Here is a 17,585-nt window from a genome sequence, read left to right as displayed (position 1 = left end):
GGGCGCCGGATGACTTACAATGCCGAGCGCTCGATTGTAGTGGATTTCACGATGACATCGTTAGTTGCCGTATTGGCGGCCTATCTGCTGGGTTCCCTTTCCTTTGCCGTGATCGTGTCCCGCTTGATGGGGCTGGACGATCCGCGCTCCTATGGCTCGGGCAACCCCGGCGCCACCAACGTATTGCGTTCCGGCAACAAGAAGGCGGCATTGCTGACGCTCGTGGGCGACGCGCTCAAGGGCTGGCTGGCAGTGTTCCTCGCCCTGACACTTGCCTCCTGGGCCGGCCTGACGGTGCGCGACATTGCCCTGGTGGCGGTCGCCGTATTCCTGGGGCACCTGTGGCCGGTGTACTTCCACTTCAAGGGAGGCAAAGGCGTTGCCACCGCGGCGGGGATCCTGCTGGCGCTGGATTGGCGGGTAGGGTTGGTAGTACTGGTGGTGTGGCTGATCATCGCCAAGGGATTCAAGATATCGTCGCTGGCAGCCTTGGTCGCGGCGTTGCTGGCGCCGTTGCTGACCGCGTGGCTGATGCCGGAGCGCGACTATCTCTATGCAACGTTGCTGCTGTCGGCACTGCTCATCGCCCGCCACCACCGCAATATCCGCGACTTGCTCAGCGGCAAGGAAGGCAAGATCGGCCAAGCGGCCGACAAGCCGGAGTAGTCGCTTTTCTGCCGATTCGGGACCAACCTAGCCGCGCTTGCTGTCGTTGCGGACCAACCGCTGCTTTTCGCGCTGCCACTCGCGTTCCTTGGTGCTTTCGCGCTTGTCGTGCAGCTTCTTCCCCTTGGCCAGCCCGATGTCCAGCTTGATGCGGCCGCGGGTGTAGTGCAGATTCAGCGCCGCCACGGTATAGCCGGAGCGCGCGACAAGGCCGGACAGCCGTTCGATTTCACGGCGATGCAGCAATAGTTTGCGCGGGCGCACCGGGTCTGGTTGCACGTGGGTGGACGCCGTGGCCAGCGCTGAAATATGGGCGCCCAGCAGCCAGAAATCGCCCGACATATAGGTGACGTAGGATTCCTTGAGCTGGACTCGTCCGGCGCGGATGGCTTTGACTTCCCAACCCTGCAATACAAGGCCCGCTTCGAAACGCTCTTCGATGAAATAGTCGTGAAACGCCTTGCGGTTATCGACGATGGTCATGGCACTCGACATCAAGGTAAACCGCGATTGTAACCAACGGGCAAGCAAATCGACGAGGCACTGAGTGCGCATTCTGATCATCTATACCGGCGGCACCATCGGCATGGCACAGGGACCACGAGGCCTGGCGCCGCTGGCCGGTGGTTTGGCCGCGCCGCTGGCGCAGCGTTGCCCAGGAGCCGAGCTGCTGGAATATGCGCCGTTGCTCGACTCGAGCAGCATGACGCCTCGGCACTGGGCGCAGATTGCCCGCGACATCCAGGCGCGGGTCGCGGATTTCGATGGCTTTCTGGTATTGCACGGCACCGATACCCTGGCCTGGACCGCCGCTGCGTTGGCGTATCAATTGCAGGGGGCCGGTCGGCCAGTCGTTGTCACTGGAGCGATGCGCCCATGGAGTGCGCCGGACAGCGACGCGCCCGGTAATGTCGAGGCGGCTTGGGCCTTGCTGCATCAGCCGGCATTCCGCGAGGTGGGCGTGGTCTTCGCCAATCGGGTCTACCGGGCTACCCGGGTACGCAAGCTCGATTGCAGCGCGGACGAGGCATTCGACAGCCCCAATGCGCCGACGCTGGGCGAATACGTTGGAAGACAGTGGCGCCTGGATGCGCTGCGGTTGACCCAGGTGCCTGCCGTGGTGGATCGGTTGCAGCCGATAAACCCGGATTGGCAGGTGCTCAGCGTACGGCTGGCGCCGGGTTTCAACGCACGCTGGTTCGGTGAGCAGCTTCGTCAGGCGCCACCACAGGCACTGCTTGTGGAAGCCTATGGTAGCGGCAACCTGCCGGAGGAGTCGGTTTTGCTCGATACGCTCGGGGCACTGGCAACCCGCATTCCGGTGGCCGTGTGTACGCAATGTCTGCGTGGCACGGTACAACTTGGCCAATACGCGGCAGGCAGTCCACTTGCGGCGGCAGGTGTCTTCGACGCCGCCGACATGACGCCCGAGGCGAGTCTGGCGAAGTTGTATTGGGTCATGTCGCAGACACCGGATCTTGCTGTTCGACGTGCCTTGTTCGAAACCTCATTGCTGGATGATCGCGCGACGTAGGCGTTCGGTAGCGGTGCGTGGTATAGTCGTCGTCTCCATGGCGGGTCTCCCCGCATGGCTAAGGAGTGAACCTGGTCAGGTCCGGAAGGAAGCAGCCACAGCTCTTGATGCCAGTGCCGGGGGTCAGGCTCGCCACCTCCCCAATTCCCCCTCGATCAGGAAGCGCCAAACATGGTGTTTCCTGGTTGCCGCATCAGTTTTCAAGAATTTCTGAAATCACCGAAAAAAGTTGACTTCGGTCAAGGTGACCAGGGTCGCAGCGGCGCACTATTCGTTACGCAAGCTGATGCTTCGTGTATCTCCAGTGGTAATTGAGCCCCGCGCCTAGCGCGGGGCCTTTTTTTGTGCCGAAGGAACGTGCCCGAGGAACCGAAGTACTACCTTGTAATCGAAAGAGGCCGCGCTGCATAATGCGCCATCCTTCGCGTGTGACAGTCCATGAAGTTTCTCTTCGATCTCTTCCCTGTCCTGGTGTTCTTCGGCGCATATTTTGGTAGCGGCGGGGATCTGTTCTTTGCGACCAAGGTAGCCATGGGGGCGAGTACCATCCAAGTGGCTTTTGCATGGTGGCGATGGCGCAAAGTGGAGTCGATGCTCCTCTTTAGCTATGCGCTGATCATGGTCCTTGGAGGCGCTACTCTGTTTTTCCATAAATCAGCATTCATGCTGTGGAAGCCCACTGCTCTGTACTGGGCATTTGCGCTAGTGCTGGCGGGGGCGAAGTTGCTTAAGGGGCGTGACTTGCTGCGCTCCGTCATGGGGGCGCAACTGTTACTCCCTGACCAAATTTGGACCCGGCTGACCTACGCATGGATCGCTTTTTTCGTGGGAATGGGGTTCCTTAACCTGTATGTGGCTTTTTCGTTTACCGAAGCTACCTGGGTCAAATTTAAGCTCTTCGGCACATTGGGTCTCACTTTAGTGTTCGTGATCGGCCAAGGCCTGATGCTGGCGCGCTACATGCAGGACGAGCCGGTGACTGAATCCGCTGGTGAAGAGAAATAAGCCCATGCCCCTGTATGCCATCATCGGTACCGATCATCCCGGCAGCCTGTCCAACCGGCTTTCCGTCCGCCCGGCACACTTGGCGCGGCTCGATGCGCTGAAGCAGGAAGGGCGCCTGGTACTGGCCGGGCCGTTCCCGGCCGTGGACGCGGTCGATCCGGGCGCTGCGGGCTTCAGCGGCAGCCTGATCGTTGCCGAATTCGAGTCACTGGATGCCGCGCGCGCCTGGGCCGATGCCGATCCGTATTGCGCGGCCGGGGTTTACGAGTCTGTCAGCGTCAAGCCTTTCAAGCAGGTGTTGCCATAAAGGTTTTGGTATGATGGACGTCAGCGAAGAAATCTCCCGGCGCCTTGCCGTTCTGGCGCCGGAATCCATCGATGTGCACGACGACAGCGCTGCGCACGCCGGCCATGCCGGGGCCGCCAGCGGCGGCGGGCATTTCGAACTGACGGTCGTGTCGGCCGTCTTTGCCGGACAATCGGCCTTGGCGCGTCATCGGCAGGTGTATACGCTGTTGGCCGATCTGATTCCCAGCCGAATTCACGCCTTGCAGATCAGGGCGCTGAGCCCCGACGAATTTTGATTCCCGCAACGATCCCCGGGATTTTCCGAGAAAGGACCAAGCAATAATGCGTCAAACCAAGAAACTCGCCGTCGCCGTTACCCTGGCCCTGTCCACGGCCGGTGCCTTTGCTGCGGTGGCCACCGTCAACGGCGTCGTCATTCCCGACAGCCGTTCCGACTTCTTCGTCAAGCAAGTGACCGAGCGTGGCCAGAAGGACAGCCCGGAGCTGCGCACCCGCGTGAAGGAAGAGCTGGTTCGCAACGAAGTGCTGACCCAGGAAGCGGTGCGCAAGGGCCTGGATAAGAGCCCCGACGTGCAGACCCGTGTCGATCTGGCCCGCCAGCAAGTGCTGGTCGGTGCGCTGGTCAATGAATACGTCAAGGCCAACCCGGTGTCGGAAGCGGATCTGAAGAAGGAATACGACCGCATCAAGGCCAACATGAGCGGCAAGGAATACAAGGCCCGCCACATCCTGGTGAAGGACGAAGCCGAAGCCAAGGCGGTGCTGGCCGATCTGAAGAAGGGCAAGAAGTTCGAGGATATCGCCAAGGCCAAGTCGCTCGACAAGGGCAGCGCGCAGAATGGCGGCGACCTGGGCTGGTCCAATCCGAATGCCTTCGTGCCCGAGTTCGGCAGTGCGCTGAAGGCGCTGCAGAAGGGCAAGCTGTCCGAGCCGGTGAAGACCCAGTTCGGCTACCACATCATCAAGCTGGATGACGTGCGCGATGCCAAGGGCCCGAGCTACGAGGAAGTGAAGCCGGAACTGCAACGCGAGCTGCAAGGCCAGAAGGTGCAGAAGTACGTCGAAGAACTGGTCGGCAAGGCCAAGGTCCAGTAATCCGGATCTGCCAGGCAAAACGCCCCGCATCGCGGGGCGTTTTTGTTTTGGCGCTTGCCGGTCAGTGGCCGGCGGCGCTGGCGTCGGCTGCGTGTTGCAGCTTGGATTGCTCGTGGCGCCAACGGTTGCCGACGTTCACGTCGGCCAGCTGCACATCGGTCAGCTCGCCCAGGCCCTTGTCCTTCGCACGCTGGCGGATGCTGGTCAGGCAGGCGGACACGTCGGCCTTCTGCTGGTCTTCGAACATGGGCTTGCCGCAATCGCCGATCACCGCCAGGTAGACATCGGGTGGCGCGTCGAGCAAGGGGTTCGGCACATAGGCGGGATCGACCTGCTGTTGCTGCGCCACGACGTCGGCCTTGGGCGCGTCGGGGTCGGGCGTGGGCTCGCAGGCGGCCAGCAGCAGCGCCGCGGCGAGGGCGGCGAGCGCGGAAATTCGATTCATGGACTCCTCCGGGATCATTTTTCGTGGGCACGGCAGGCGGGGGCCGTCGCCGCGCCCGGCGATTGTAGCGTGTCCCGCCTGCCGCCGCCCTGCATGTCACTGGCCGCGTAGCCGGTGCCACAGCAGCCCCAGCCATTCGTGCAGCGCGATCCGGCTTTGCCACAACGCGGTGGCGTTGGGCAGCAGCGCCAGCAGTGTCGAGGGTTCGGGCGAGGCGTAGTCGGTGCCGGCCGGAACGACCTCGAACCCGGCCGAGGCGAAGGCTCGTGTCGCCCGCGGCAGGTGCCATGCCTGGCTGACGAGGGCGACCCGACGATGGGCCGGCAACAGCAGTCGGGCGGTTTCGGTGGCGTTGTCGGCGGTATCGGCCGACCGGGTCTCGACCCAGCGCACCGGCACGCCGAACTCCCGCTCCAGTGCTTCGCGCATCAGCACCGCCTCGGCGATGCCGCCCTTGGGCGCGCCGCCGCTGACCAGCAGCGGCTTGCCCAGCCGACGCGCCAGTTGGGCGCCATAGCGGATGCGGGTCAGTGTGGGATTGTTGAGCGCCTCCCCGCCGGGCTGGTCCAGCGCGTGCCAGCGCTTGCCGCCGCCCAGCACCACCAGCGCGTCCACTTGTGCCAGCGCGGCAGGTGTCGGGGGAGGGGGCTCCAGCCCTTGCAGCAGCCAGGTCGAGCACCACGGGGTGGACAGCAGGTAGAACGCAGCCAGCGTGCAACCGAACAACCAGGCACTGCCGCGCGGCAGGCGCCGGCGCAGCAGCCACGCCAGCAGCAGCGCCGCGATCAGCACCCCCGGCGGCAGCAACAGGCTGCCGATGGCGTTCTTGAGGAGGACACTGGTGGCGATCATGACGGGCCTGTGCGCAAATGCAAACGGGCCGCATCATTGCGGCCCGTCGTCGTGCCAGTCAAGCCGGCGGTCATTCGCCCAGATACGCTTTCTGGATGGCTTCGTTGGCCAGCAGGTTGGCGGCGCTGTCCGCCAGCGTGATCCGGCCGGATTCCATCACGTAGCCGCGATTCGCGGTTTCCAGCGCCAGCTTGGCGTTCTGTTCGACCAGCAGCATGGTCACGCCCTCGGCCGCGATCATGCGGATGATCTCGAAGATCTTCTGCACGATGATCGGCGCCAGCCCCATCGACGGCTCGTCCAGCAGCAACAGCTTGGGCCGGCTCATGATGGCGCGGCCGATGGCCAACATCTGCTGCTCGCCGCCGGACAGCGTACCCGCCAGTTGCGCCTGCCGCTCCTTCAGGCGCGGGAACAGGTGATAGACGCGTTCGATGTCGTGCGCGATCCCGGGTTTGTCGTTGCGCACATGCGCGCCCATCAGCAGGTTCTCGGCCACCGTCAGCCGCGGGAACACGCCGCGGCCTTCCGGCACCAGCACCAGGCCGCGCCCCACGTACTGGTACGAGGCCAACCGCGCGGTGGGCTGGCCGTCGAACAGGATCTCGCCGCCGGCCGGCTTGATCATGCCGACCAGGGTCTTCAGCGTGGTGGTCTTGCCCGCGCCGTTGGCGCCGATCAACGCCACCAACTCGCCGTGGCCGATCTCCAGGTCGATGCCCTTCACGGCGTGGATACCGCCGTAGGCCACCTTCAGGTCCTTCACTTGCAGCAATGCTTCGCTCATTCGGGTGCGACTCCCAGGTACGCCTCGATCACGCGCGGATCGTTCTTCACTTGCTCCGGCCGGCCCTCGGCGATCTTCTTGCCGTAGTCCAGTACCGCGATGCGGTCGCACAGCCCCATCATCAGTTTCACGTCGTGTTCGATCAGCAGAATGGTCACGCCGTCGTCGCGGATCTTCTGCATCAGCTTTTTCAGGCCCTCGGTTTCCGAGGGGTTCATCCCGGCGGCCGGCTCGTCCAGCGCCAGCAGCCTGGGGCGGGTGGCCAGCGCGCGGGCGATCTCCAGGCGGCGCTGGTCGCCGTAACTGAGGTTGCGCGCCAGCTCGTCGCGCCGCTTGGCGATGCCGACGTACTCCAGCAGTTCCAGCGCGTGCGTGCGGATCGCGGCCTCTTCGGCGCGCGCCTTGGGATGGCGGAAGATGGCGCCGATCACGCCGGAATGGGTCCGCACATGCTGGCCCACCATCACGTTCTCCAGCGCCGTCATGTTGGCGAACAGCCGGATGTTCTGGAAGGTGCGCGCGATGCCGCTGCGCACCACCACGTAGGGCTTCTTGCGGAACAGGTCGTGGCCGTCGAAAGTGAAGCGGCCCTCGTCGGGCTGGTACAGCCCGGTCAGCACGTTGAACAGCGTGGTCTTGCCCGCGCCATTGGGGCCGATCAGGCCGTATATCTCGCCGGCATTGATCGACAACCCGACATCGTTCAGCGCGTGCAGGCCGCCGAAGCGCTTGTGGATGCCCTGGATCTGCAGCAGGGGCGTGCTCATGCGCGGGCCTCCTCGTCGTGCTCGTGGAACTCACGGGCCCGGCGCTTGGACGGCCACAGCCCTTCGGGCCGGACCAGCATGATGGCGATCATCGCCAGACCGAAGATCAGCATGCGCAGGTTCTCGGGGTCGAGCACCCGCTTGCCGAACGCGGCCTCCTGCATCGGGTTGATGACGTCGCGCAGGATTTCCGGCGTGATCGAGACGATGATGGCGCCCAGGATCACGCCCGGGATGTGCCCCATGCCGCCCAGCACCACCATGCACAGCACCATGATCGATTCCATCAGCACGAACGACTCTGGCGAGACGAAGCCCTGGAAGCTGGCGAACAGTGCGCCCGACACCCCGCCGAACGACGCGCCCATGGCGAACGCCAGCAGCTTGACGTTGCGGATGTTGATGCCCATCGCGTTGGCGGCGATCTCGTCCTCGCGCAGCGCCACCCAGGCGCGACCGATGCGCGAATGTTGCAGCCGCAGCGTGACGAAGATGATCAGCACGCAGAACGCCAGGATCAGGTAGTAGTACAGGTGCACCATGTCGAAGGTCAGCCCCAGCCATTGCACCGGCCGACCGAAATCGATGCCCAGGAAATGCACGCGCTCGATGTTGTTGATGCCCTGCGGACCGTTGGTGATATTGATCGGACGATCCAGATTGTTCATGAAGATGCGGATGATCTCGCCGAAGCCCAGCGTCACGATGGCCAGGTAGTCGCCGCGCAGCTTGAGCACCGGCGTGCCCAGCAGCAGCCCGAACACCCCGGCCGTGAACGCGGCGACCAGCAGCATCAGCAGGAAGGGCGGGTTGTGTGCCCAATACGGCAGCATCGCCTGCAGGTGCGGTGAATTGAGCAGCGCATAGCAGTAGGCGCCCACCGCGTAGAACGCGATATAGCCCAGATCGAGCAGGCCGGCGTAGCCGACCACGATGTTCAGGCCCAGCGCCAGCATGATGTAGAGCAGCGCGAAGTCCACCGCGCGCACCCAGGCCTTGCCGTTCTCGAAGCCGCCGGTGAGCACCCACGGCAGCACCGCGAGCACGATGCCCAGGATGGCGTAGGTGATCAGCTTGCCGCGCGGGGTTTGCAGGAAAGCGAAGTTCATGGCGTTCTCCCGGTCAGGCGCGCTCGGCGACCCGTTCGCCCATCAGGCCGCTGGGGCGGAAGATCAGCACCGCGATCAGCACCACGAAGGCGAAGATGTCCTTGTAATGGCTGCCCAGGAAGCCCCCGGTCAGATCGCCCAGGTAGCCCGAGCCCAGGCTTTCGATCAGCCCCAGCAGGATGCCGCCCACCACTGCGCCGGCCAGGTTGCCGATGCCGCCCAGCACCGCCGCGGTGAAGGCCTTGAGGCCGATCATGAAGCCCATGTAGGCATGCGCCTGGTCGTAATTGGCGGCCACCATCACGCCGGCCACGGCGCCTAGCGCCGAACCGATGACGAAGGTCATCGAGATCACGGTATTGATGTTCACGCCCATCAGCCCGGCCACGTCCGGATTCTGCGAAGTGGCGCGCATGGCACGGCCCAGCTTGGTGCGCTCGATCAGGAAGAACAGTCCGCCCATCAACAGGAACGCCAGGATGAAGATGGCGATCTGCAGGTCGGTGATGGCGGCGCCATAGAAGTCATGGACCACGGTCGGCAGGATGGCGGGGAAGGGGCGGTAGTTGCGGCCCCAGATCAGCATGGCGAGCTGTTGCAGCACGATGGATACGCCGATGGCGGTGATCAGCGGCGCCAGTCGCGGCGCGCGGCGCAGCGGCCGATAAGCCACCCGCTCGATGGTGAAGCCCAGCAGCATCGATACCGGGATCGCCATCAGCAGGCCCGCCAGCAACAGCAGCGGGCCGGGCAACTGGACGCCCAGGCCCAGCAGCAGGTTGATGCAGGTGATGGTGACCATGGCGCCGATCATCACGATCTCGCCGTGGGCGAAATTGATGAGCTGCATGATGCCGTACACCATGGTGTAGCCGAGCGCGATCAGGGCGTAGATGCTGCCCACGATCAGCCCGTTGATGAGTTGCTGGATGAAGATATCCACGTCTCGCGCCTCTTTGGGTCTTGGGCCACCGTTGCGCGCGGGTGCGCGGCGGCGTATTGGATTCAGGCTGTGCCTTGGGTGCAGTTCGGCGTGAATACTACCGTAACAGTTGTGGGGCGCACCTTACAGACCCGTCTCGGTGTGTCGAAACTGCGGCTTTCCCCTACGCAATCGGCCCGATGGCGCCCGTATCTCATCGGACCTTCACCGGGCTGTCGTCCTGCCCGGCCGCGCCCCGGCCCATCAGTTCGGCGTCTCCGCCCGCCGCCGCGGTGTTGATGGTGGTGACGCACTCGGTCAGCAGCCGGTACAACGGATAGTCCCCTTCGGGCAACGGCAGGATGGGCTGCACGATGGCGCCCGGCCGGGCCGCCAGCCGCCGCGGCAGGTCCGGATCGGTCACGCCGTCCCACAACAGCGCGTCCACCGCGTCGCCGATCGGATCGGGGCTCAGCGTCACGTATTCCGGCAGTGCGGCGCGCCAGGCCGCATGCGTTGGGCTTTCGGGCAGGCAGACGCGGTTGCCGGCGGCCAGCGCCGACGCCATCTGCAGCAGGGTCTCGCCGGCGTCGCCTGCCATGCAGCCGACCAGCCCGCGCCCACGGTAGGCCAGCACATTGCGTTCGCCCACCACCGCCGGCAATTCGCGCCGTTGCGCCAGCGGGCTACGCTGGAACGCCGAGACGATCATCGGGTAGAGCGCATCGTGGCGGCCCAGCTCGCGCGCCAGGCGCAGCAGCACCGGCTGCGCGGGATGCGCCGCGGTGAGGCCGGCCGGCGCGGCGCAGGGCGCGGCATTGCGCAACAGCCGCCACAGCAGCCACGGCCCTCCGGCCTTGGGGCCGGTGCCCGACAGCCGCTCGCCACCGAACGGCTGGTGCCCGACCACGGCGCCGATCTGGTTGCGATTGACGTAGACATTGCCCACCCGTACCGCCGTCGTCACCTGCTCGACGAAGCTGGGGCAGCGGCTGGCCACCGCCAGCGTCAGGCCGTACTGGCGCGCATCCAGCTCGGCCAGCAGGCCCGGCAGTTGTTCCGGGCGATAACGCAATACCGCCAGCACCGGGCCGAAGATCTCGCCCGGCAGGCGCGACAGCGCGTTGATCTCCACCAGCGCCGGTGCCATGAAATGCCCGCCCGTGATGGCGAGCGGCGGCTGGTACACCGGCTGGCCCTGCTCGACGAAATCGCGCAGCGCGGCTTCGACCCGCGCCAGCGCCTCGGCCGAGATCAGCGGGCCGACGTCGGTGTCCAGCCGGCACGGATCGCCGATGCTCAGCTCGCGCATCGCGGCGCGCAGCATGTCGCTGATCAGGTCGGCGGTCGCCGTCGGCAGGCACAGCACGCGCAGTGCCGAGCAGCGCTGGCCGGCGCTGTCGAAGGCCGAGGTCAGCACGTCCTGCACCACCTGTTCCGGCAGGGCCGAACTGTCGACCAGCATCGCATTCATGCCGCCGGTTTCCGCGATCAGCGGGCGGCGCGCGTCGCCGGTCGCCAGGGTGCGATGGATCGCCTGGGCGGCGGGCAGCGAGCCGGTGAACAACACGCCGCGGATCGCCGGATGCCCGACCAGCGCGGCGCCCAGTTCTGGCCCACCGGGCAGCAACTGCAACGCGGCGTGCGGGATGCCGGCCTGCCACAGCAGCCGGATCGCCTGGGCCGCGACCAGCGGCGTTTCCTCCGCCGGCTTGGCCAGCACCGGATTGCCGGCCGCCAGCGCGGCGGCGATCTGGCCGACGAAGATCGCCAGCGGGAAGTTCCACGGGCTGATCGCCGCCACCGGCCCCAGCGCGCTCGGCATGCGCTCGGGCCATTGGCTGCGTGCCTCGTGGGCGTAGTAGCGGCAGAAGTCCGCCGCCTCGCGGATTTCGTTCAGCGCAGCCGGCAGGGTCTTGCCGGCCTCACGGCACAGCAGCGGCAGCAGCTCATCCCGCCGCGCCACGAGCAGTTCGGCCGCGCGCTCCAGCGCGGTGGCACGCTCGGCCGCCGGCAACGCGGCCCATAGCGGTGCGAACGCGGCGGCGGTATCGCAGGCGGTGGCGAGATCGCTGGCGCTGGCTTCCTGCACGGTGCCCACCACTTCGGTGGTCGCCGCCGGGTTGAGCACCGGGCGCTCCGGCCCGGCGGTCGCGCTCGCTGCGGCCAGCATCGGTGCAGCGTGCACGGGGAGGTGCGGTGCCGCCATCAGTTGGGAAAGCGCGGTCAGCGTCGGCTCGTCGCTCCAGTCCAGTCCGGGCGCGACGGCGTGCTGGCCGCGACGCGCGGTGGGCGGCGGCACTCCGGGGCCGGGTTGCTGGACGCTGGCCGACACCGGGTCCAGCGTGGCCGGATCGGTGTCGCCCCGGGCCAGCAGCAGGTGGACGAAGCTCTGGTTGGCGCCGTTTTCCATCAGCCGCCGCACCAGGTATGGCAGTAGCGCGGCGTGGCGCCCGACCGGCGCGTAGATGCGGCATGGGCGCTCCACGCCGTGACCGCGCAGCAGCCGATACATCTCCTCGCCCATGCCGAACAGGCACTGGTATTCGAATTCGCGTCCGCCGGCCATGGCGTGCACCGCCAGCGCGCTGAAGACATTGTGGGTGGCGAAAGCCGGGTACAGCGCTTCGTCGGCGCGCAGCATCCTGCGGGCGCAGGCCAGGAAGCTGGCGTCGGCATGGTGCTTGCGGGTGAACACCGCGTAGTCCGGCCACCCCTCCAGTTGTGCGCGCTTGATCTCGCTGTCCCAGTAGGCACCCTTGACCAGCCGGACCACGATGCGCCGTCGATGCGCCGCGGCCTGGCCGATCAGCCAGTCGATCTGCTGCGGTGCGTTCTTCAGATAGGCCTGGACCGCCAGCCCCAGGCCGTCCCAGCCGGCCAGCACCGGCTCGGTCAGCAGGCGTTTGAACAACGCCAGCGTCAGTGGCACCCGTTCGCTTTCCTCGGCGTCGATGGTGAACGGCAGGTCGGCCTCGCGCGCCATGGCGGCCAGCGCCAGCAGGCGCGGGTATAGCTCGCGCAGTACCCGCTCGCGTTGGCGACGCTCGAAGCGCGGATGCAGCGCCGACAGCTTGACCGAGATGCCGCACGGCGAGCGCGCGCCACGGGCGCCGCCCAGCGCCGCCAGGCTGGTCAGCGCCTTGGCGTAGCCCTCGGTGTAGCGCTCGGCGTCCTCTTCGGTCAGCGCCGCCTCGCCCAGCATGTCGAACGAGTGGCTGAAGCCCGGCACCCGCTGCGCCAGCGCGCTGGAGATGTTCTCGCCGATGACGAAATGCTCGCCCATGTGGCGCATGGCGCGGCGCAGGGCAAAGCGCACCAGCGCCTCGCCGGGGCGCGATTCGCTCCAGCTCTCCGCGGCGATCAGTCCGCGTCGCGCCAGGTTGACCAGCAGCGACGGGCTGTGACCGCCCTGTTGCCAGTCGGCGGCGTGCAACTGGTCGCGGATCAGGCGATCCATGGTCGGCGCGTCGGGAATGCGGATCAGCGCTTCGGCCAGCGTCAGCAGCGCGCGGCCGGCGGGGCTGGCCAGCGGGAAGGCGGCGAACAGCGCGTCGGCGCTGCCACCGTGGCGGCGGCTGTCGCGCAGCGCATCCAGGATCAGTTCGCCCTGGCCTTCGACGAAGACATTCTCCTCGTGCGACAGGCGGGCCAGCGGCAACAGGGCGCGCAGGGCCAGGATTTCGTCGGCGTGGCGGGCGGCATCCAGCGTGGGCTCGCGGTCCGCCTCGGGCAGGGCGAACTCGGCAGGCATCATGACGACTCCGGGACAATGGCGGGTGTAGCTTTCAAACTAGCGGTCCGGGGCCGCCTGCGCGAGCCTACTTGCCCGCCGTTGTTGCATCGATGCCGAAGCGCGCGCCCATTACGAGCGCAAGCGGCTGTTTTTCATGGCGATTCGTGCGCGTCGCGCCACGGGATGGCGTCGCCGCGACATCCATCGGCCGGGCGTATTGCCGCTGATGAGTCGTCTTTTCATCGTGCTACAATCGCGGGCTTTGCATCCCTCCGGCTTACCTCACCCATGTCCCGCCCCATCCGCAATATCGCCATCATTGCCCACGTCGACCACGGCAAGACCACCCTCGTCGACCAGTTGCTGCGCCAGTCCGGTACCTTCCGTGAAAACCAGCAGGTGGACGAACGGGTCATGGACAGCAACGACCTCGAACGCGAGCGCGGCATCACCATCCTGGCCAAGAACACCGCCATCGAATACGAAGGCGTGCACATCAACATCGTCGACACCCCGGGGCACGCCGACTTCGGCGGCGAAGTGGAGCGGGTGCTGGGCATGGTCGATGGCGTGCTGCTGCTGGTCGATGCCGTGGAAGGTCCGATGCCGCAGACCCGCTTCGTCACCAAGAAGGCGCTGGCGCTGGGCCTGCGCCCCATCGTGGTGATCAACAAGGTGGACCGTCCGGGCGCGCGCCCGGACTGGGTGGTGGACCAGACCTTCGACCTGTTCGACAAGCTGGGCGCCACCGACGAGCAACTCGATTTCCCGATCATCTACGCCTCGGGCCTGAACGGCTTCGCCAAGCTGGAGCTGAGCCAGGAATCCGACAACATGCGCCCGCTGTTCGAGACCGTGCTCAGCCACGTGCCGACCCCGGCCGGCGATGCCGATGCGCCGCTGCAACTGCAACTGGCCGCGCTCGACTACTCCACCTACACCGGCCGCCTGGGCGTGGGCCGCGTGCTGAACGGACGCATCAAGCCGGGCCAGCAAGTGGTGGTGATGAACCATGAAGAGCAGGTCGCCACCGGCCGCATCAACCAGGTGCTGGGCTTCAAGGGCCTGGAGCGGGTGCCGGTCGAGAGCGCCGAAGCGGGCGACATCATCATTGTTTCCGGCCTGGAGGACATCGGCATCGGTGTCACCATCTGCGACAAGGACAACCCGATCGGCCTGCCGGTGCTGGGGGTGGACGAGCCGACGCTGACCATGGACTTCATGGTGAACAGCTCGCCGCTGGCCGGCACCGAAGGCAAGTTCGTCACCAGCCGCCAGATCCGCGACCGCCTGCAAAAGGAACTGCTGACCAACGTGGCGCTGCGTGTCGAGGATACCGCCGACGCCGACATCTTCCGCGTTTCGGGCCGGGGTGAGCTGCACCTGACCATCCTGCTGGAAAACATGCGCCGCGAAGGCTTCGAAATGGCCGTGGCCAAGCCGCGCGTGGTGTACAAGGACATCGACGGCGAGAAGTGCGAGCCGTACGAGAACCTGACCATCGACCTGGAAGACGAACACCAGGGTGCGATCATGGAGGAAATCGGCCGCCGCCGTGGCGAGCTGACCAACATGGAATCGGACGGCAAGGGCCGCACCCGCCTGGAATACCACATTCCTGCGCGTGGCCTGATCGGCTTCCAGGGCGACTTCATGACCATGACCCGCGGCACCGGCCTGATGAGCCACGTGTTCGACGACTACGCACCGGCCAAGGCCGACCTGCCGGGTCGCCACAACGGTGTGCTGATCTCGCAGGAGCACGGCGAAGCCGTCGCCTACGCGCTGTGGAACCTGGAAGACCGCGGCCGCATGTTCGTCAGCCCCGGCGACAAGCTGTACGAAGGCATGATCATCGGCATCCACAGCCGCGACAACGATCTGGTGGTCAACCCGATCAAGGGCAAGAAGCTGACCAACGTGCGCGCCTCGGGCACCGACGAAGCCGTGCGCCTGACCCCGCCGATCAAGCTGACGCTGGAATCGGCCGTCGAATTCATCGACGACGACGAACTGGTCGAGATCACTCCGCAGTCGATCCGTATCCGCAAGCGCCACTTGCAGGAACACGAGCGCCGCCGCGCCGCCAAGAGCGAAGGCTGAGCCTTGCCAAAGCCCGGACAAGCCCCTGTTTCGACAGGGGCTTTTTCGTATCCGTCGCATGTCGCCGACCTGCGCGCTTGACGGATCGAAACACGTATTCCAGTCTCCCCGCCAAACAGGTGGCCTGCTCGCTGGAAAGCCTTGATACCAGTGAGGGCCGTTCAAGACGGAGCCGGCCAAGCCGGACCAGGAGGATGGAAATGGATCGATCACTGTTCACACGGTGGCTGCCGGGCTGCGTGCTGCTGGCGCTGGCGCTCGATGCCCAGGCCGCATGCCGCGGCGCCTGGGCGGAGGGCAACAACTATACGGCGGGCGACGTGGTGACCTACGCCGGGGCCAACTACACGGCGCGCAGTACCCACACCGCTTATGTCGGCACCAACTGGAACCCGGCGGCGACGCCCACGCTGTGGCAGGGCGGTGGTTCGTGCGGCACCACGCCGACTCCGACGCCCACCCCGACAACGGTGCCGAGCCCCACGCCCACCCAGGCGCCGACCCCGACCCAGGCACCGACTCCCACGCCGACCACGGTGCCGAGTCCCACCCCGACGGTGACGCCGACGCCCTCCGGCAACTGCTATCCGGCCTGGATCGGCGGTACCGCGTACACCTCCGGCCTGCGCATCAGCTACAACGGCCGTAACTACGAAGCCCGTTGGTGGACCCAGGGCGACAACCCCGCGCAATCGGGCGAATGGGGCGTGTGGAAGGATCTTGGCCCGTGCGGCAGCATCACGCCGACGCCGACGCCGACGCCGACGCCGACGCCGACGCCGACGCCGACACCGACACCGACACCGACACCGACACCGACACCGACACCGACACCGACCAGCGTGCCCAACACCAACTACCAGTACCTGAGGCTGAGCGACGCCGGCGGCGCGGTGGGGGTGTCGTGGCAAAGCGATCTGGTCAGCTATCCGGGCCTGTTGCGCTGGGAGCTGGTCGAGAACAACGTCGCCGTGCTGACCAGCACGTCCGCCAGCAGCTATTTCACCGGCTCCTGCGCGGGGACGTTCTGCTTCGATGGCTACCTCTGGTCGGGGCAGGGCACGCTGACGAACGTGGCGCCCGGTACGCATACCTATGTGGTGCGCCTCTACTACACCGACGGCACGCTGTTCTTCACCAGTCGGCCGGGCACGGTGACCGTTACGGCGCCGACGCCCACGCCGACGCCGGTTCCCACACCCACTCCGACCCCGACACCGCCTGCCGGCAACGCGTTGCTCGATGTGCGCTTCGACGGCCACGCCATCGGCGGCTACAGCGCGGCGCAGTTCCAGGCCGACTGGAACACCACGCCCTCGGGGTCGTCCGGCGTGTCGGCGGGGCGCCTGGCCATCGTCGCGGACCCGGACAACAGCGCCAACAAGGTGCTGCGCGTGACCTACAAGGGCGGCGAGATCGGCGGCAACTCAGCCAGCGTATTCGACGCGCCGCTGCCGGCCGGTCACAGCCACCTGTTCCTGCAATACAAGGTGCGCTTCGATAACGGCTTCCAGTGGGTGAAGGGCGGCAAGCTGCCCGGACTCGGCGGCGCCGATACGCCCACCGGCTGCATCGACAACGGTACCTTCGACGGCTTCACCACCCGCAACATGTGGCGCGAGAACGGGCTGGTGTTCCAGTACCTGTACTTCCCCGGCAAGGCGGAACGCTGCGGTGACTACTTCAGCTACGCCAAGCGCTTCGAGGCGGGCAAGTGGTACACCATCACCCAGGAGGTGCAACTGAACGACGCCGGCCAGGCCAACGGCAGCATCAAGGCCTGGCTCGACGGCGAGCCGACGCTGGCGCTGTCCGGCATGAAGTGGCGCGACGGCGCGGCCGTGGGCATCGACGCGGTGGTGTTCCACACCTTCTTCGGCGGCTCGACCACCGACTGGGCGCCGCCCAGCGACCAGTACGCCTACTTCGACGACGTACGCGTGTCCACCGAATCGCCGCTGGCGCTGGTCGACACCGCCAAGCCGGATCCCCAGTTCAGCAATCCGCTGGCCGGTTACGCGGCGTGGCAGTCCGGCATCGCCTATGCCGAGGGCAGCAAGGTCTACCGCATCGACAACGGTCGCCATCGCTACTTCAAGGCGCGCTACTACGTGGCGGCCAATATCGATCCGCTGGCATCGAGCCTGCCCGAGGTCCACGCCGGCGTGTATTCGCCCAAGCTGGACAACGGCGAGAAGTGGATGGAACTGGCACGGCCCTGGCAGTAACCGGGGGCGGCCGGGCAGGGGGCGCAC

At 66.3% G+C, this 17,585-nt stretch carries 16 protein-coding genes and 1 other RNA gene; 9 read left to right on the top strand and 8 right to left on the bottom strand.

Features of this window, described 5'->3' with window-relative positions:
- Positions 1 to 51 precede the first annotated feature (51 nt).
- Positions 52 to 666: a glycerol-3-phosphate 1-O-acyltransferase PlsY gene (gene plsY / locus C556_RS0108720; RefSeq protein WP_026262930.1), complete on the top strand. Its 615-nt coding sequence runs from the start codon at positions 52 to 54 to the stop codon at positions 664 to 666.
- 27 nt (positions 667 to 693) lie between these two features.
- On the opposite strand, the gene smpB is transcribed toward plsY, so the two are convergent.
- Complete coding sequence (gene smpB / locus C556_RS0108715) at positions 694 to 1,149, bottom strand: SsrA-binding protein SmpB (protein WP_018747860.1); 456 nt, start codon at positions 1,147 to 1,149, stop codon at positions 694 to 696.
- Between the two features lie 64 nt (positions 1,150 to 1,213).
- Here smpB and C556_RS19860 point away from each other — a divergent pair, with 64 nt between their 5' ends.
- From C556_RS19860 to C556_RS0108690, 6 genes are all read left to right on the top strand, one after another.
- Complete coding sequence (locus C556_RS19860) at positions 1,214 to 2,200, top strand: asparaginase (protein WP_018747859.1); 987 nt, start codon at positions 1,214 to 1,216, stop codon at positions 2,198 to 2,200.
- 39 nt (positions 2,201 to 2,239) lie between these two features.
- Positions 2,240 to 2,337: signal recognition particle sRNA small type (ffs, locus tag C556_RS22200), an RNA gene on the top strand.
- Positions 2,338 to 2,638: 301 nt separating this feature from the next.
- Positions 2,639 to 3,205 carry a septation protein A gene (locus C556_RS0108705; RefSeq protein WP_018747858.1) on the top strand — a complete coding sequence of 189 codons (567 nt, stop codon included), beginning with the start codon at positions 2,639 to 2,641 and terminating at the stop codon, positions 3,203 to 3,205.
- A 4-nt stretch (positions 3,206 to 3,209) separates the two neighbouring features.
- Positions 3,210 to 3,512: a YciI family protein gene (locus C556_RS0108700; protein WP_018747857.1), complete on the top strand. Its 303-nt coding sequence runs from the start codon at positions 3,210 to 3,212 to the stop codon at positions 3,510 to 3,512.
- A gap of 10 nt (positions 3,513 to 3,522) precedes the next feature.
- Positions 3,523 to 3,789: a BolA family protein gene (locus C556_RS0108695; protein WP_018747856.1), complete on the top strand. Its 267-nt coding sequence runs from the start codon at positions 3,523 to 3,525 to the stop codon at positions 3,787 to 3,789.
- Positions 3,790 to 3,835: 46 nt separating this feature from the next.
- Entirely contained in the window at positions 3,836 to 4,609 is a 774-nt protein-coding gene (locus tag C556_RS0108690; RefSeq protein ID WP_018747855.1) for a peptidylprolyl isomerase, read from the top strand.
- 61 nt (positions 4,610 to 4,670) lie between these two features.
- Here the strand turns inward: C556_RS0108690 and C556_RS0108685 are convergent, their stop codons facing one another.
- From C556_RS0108685 to putA, 7 genes are all read right to left on the bottom strand, one after another.
- Positions 4,671 to 5,054 carry a hypothetical protein gene (locus C556_RS0108685; protein ID WP_018747854.1) on the bottom strand — a complete coding sequence of 128 codons (384 nt, stop codon included), beginning with the start codon at positions 5,052 to 5,054 and terminating at the stop codon, positions 4,671 to 4,673.
- 96 nt (positions 5,055 to 5,150) lie between these two features.
- The gene (locus tag C556_RS0108680; protein ID WP_018747853.1) at positions 5,151 to 5,906 is read right to left on the bottom strand and encodes a YdcF family protein; all 756 of its coding nucleotides are present in this window, start codon (positions 5,904 to 5,906) and stop codon (positions 5,151 to 5,153) included.
- A gap of 70 nt (positions 5,907 to 5,976) precedes the next feature.
- Positions 5,977 to 6,693, bottom strand: a complete 717-nt coding sequence (locus tag C556_RS0108675; RefSeq protein WP_018747852.1) for an ABC transporter ATP-binding protein — start codon at positions 6,691 to 6,693, stop codon at positions 5,977 to 5,979.
- Positions 6,690 to 7,460, bottom strand: coding sequence for an ABC transporter ATP-binding protein (locus C556_RS0108670; protein ID WP_018747851.1), 771 nt, complete (start codon positions 7,458 to 7,460; stop codon positions 6,690 to 6,692). The genes C556_RS0108675 and C556_RS0108670 overlap by 4 nt, the downstream gene beginning before the upstream one ends.
- The gene (locus tag C556_RS0108665; RefSeq protein WP_018747850.1) at positions 7,457 to 8,569 is read right to left on the bottom strand and encodes an ABC transporter permease subunit; all 1,113 of its coding nucleotides are present in this window, start codon (positions 8,567 to 8,569) and stop codon (positions 7,457 to 7,459) included. Before C556_RS0108665 ends, C556_RS0108670 begins: the two co-directional genes overlap by 4 nt.
- A 13-nt stretch (positions 8,570 to 8,582) precedes the next feature.
- Positions 8,583 to 9,512 (bottom strand): branched-chain amino acid ABC transporter permease, encoded by a 930-nt coding sequence (locus C556_RS0108660; RefSeq protein ID WP_018747849.1) that lies wholly within the window; start codon positions 9,510 to 9,512, stop codon positions 8,583 to 8,585.
- Positions 9,513 to 9,705: 193 nt separating this feature from the next.
- Positions 9,706 to 13,248, bottom strand: coding sequence for a bifunctional proline dehydrogenase/L-glutamate gamma-semialdehyde dehydrogenase PutA (gene putA / locus C556_RS19855; RefSeq protein ID WP_018747848.1), 3,543 nt, complete (start codon positions 13,246 to 13,248; stop codon positions 9,706 to 9,708).
- Positions 13,249 to 13,515: 267 nt separating this feature from the next.
- On the opposite strand from putA, the gene typA reads away from it, so the two are divergent.
- Both typA and C556_RS23805 read left to right on the top strand, forming a co-directional pair.
- Positions 13,516 to 15,330, top strand: coding sequence for a translational GTPase TypA (gene typA / locus C556_RS0108650; protein WP_018747847.1), 1,815 nt, complete (start codon positions 13,516 to 13,518; stop codon positions 15,328 to 15,330).
- Between the two features lie 200 nt (positions 15,331 to 15,530).
- Entirely contained in the window at positions 15,531 to 17,558 is a 2,028-nt protein-coding gene (locus C556_RS23805) for a polysaccharide lyase (protein WP_018747846.1), read from the top strand.
- Positions 17,559 to 17,585: the final 27 nt, after the last annotated feature.

It is taken from the genome of Chitiniphilus shinanonensis DSM 23277 (genome assembly GCF_000374805.1).
Lineage (GTDB): Bacteria > Pseudomonadota > Gammaproteobacteria > Burkholderiales > Chitinibacteraceae > Chitiniphilus > Chitiniphilus shinanonensis.
Note: the sequence above shows the minus strand (reverse complement) of the source record. Positions and strands in the feature narration are given on the sequence as shown.